This window comes from Roseateles sp. P5_E1 (genome assembly GCF_054049335.1).
On sequence record NZ_JBFUMN010000426.1, the window covers coordinates 1 to 538 of the forward strand.

Below are 538 nucleotides of genomic sequence, written 5' to 3' on the forward strand. Positions count from 1 at the left end.
TGGCAGGCTCCGGCGGGGATCAGGACTCCACCTTGCACCCACGCGGGTATCAGCACCATGAACATCGCCGATCAAGGCCGCGCGGGTTGAAGCGCCCGCCGCCGGCCCAATCTTGAACCCACCCCCGCGAGGAACCGCCATGACCGCCTTCGATCTCTCTCCCCCCAGCGACGCCCAGCGCCAGGCCCTGGTGGCCGGTCTCAGCGCCGATGAGCGCCGGGTGCTGCTCCAGCACGGCACCGAGGCGCCTTACTGCGGCGTGTTCCTGGACAACAAGCAGGACGGCGTCTATGGCTGCCGCCTGTGCGGGCTGCCGCTGTTCCGTTCCAGCACCAAGTTCGACTCCGGGACCGGCTGGCCGAGCTTCTTCGCCCCGTTCGACCCGGCGCATGTGCGCGAGATCCGCGACATCAGCCACGGCATGATCCGTACCGAGATCGTCTGCGCGCGATGTGACAGCCATCTCGGCCATGTGTTCCCCGATGGTCCACCACCGACCCACGAGCGGCATTGCCTGAATTCGGTCTCGCTGTCGTTC

1 protein-coding gene is annotated in these 538 nt (G+C 67.5%); it reads left to right on the top strand.

Annotated features, from left to right (window positions below):
• Positions 1–139: 139 nt before the first annotated feature.
• On the top strand, positions 140–538 hold a 399-nt coding region (gene msrB, locus ACXJKJ_RS31895; RefSeq protein WP_457395735.1), incomplete at its 3' end, for a peptide-methionine (R)-S-oxide reductase MsrB.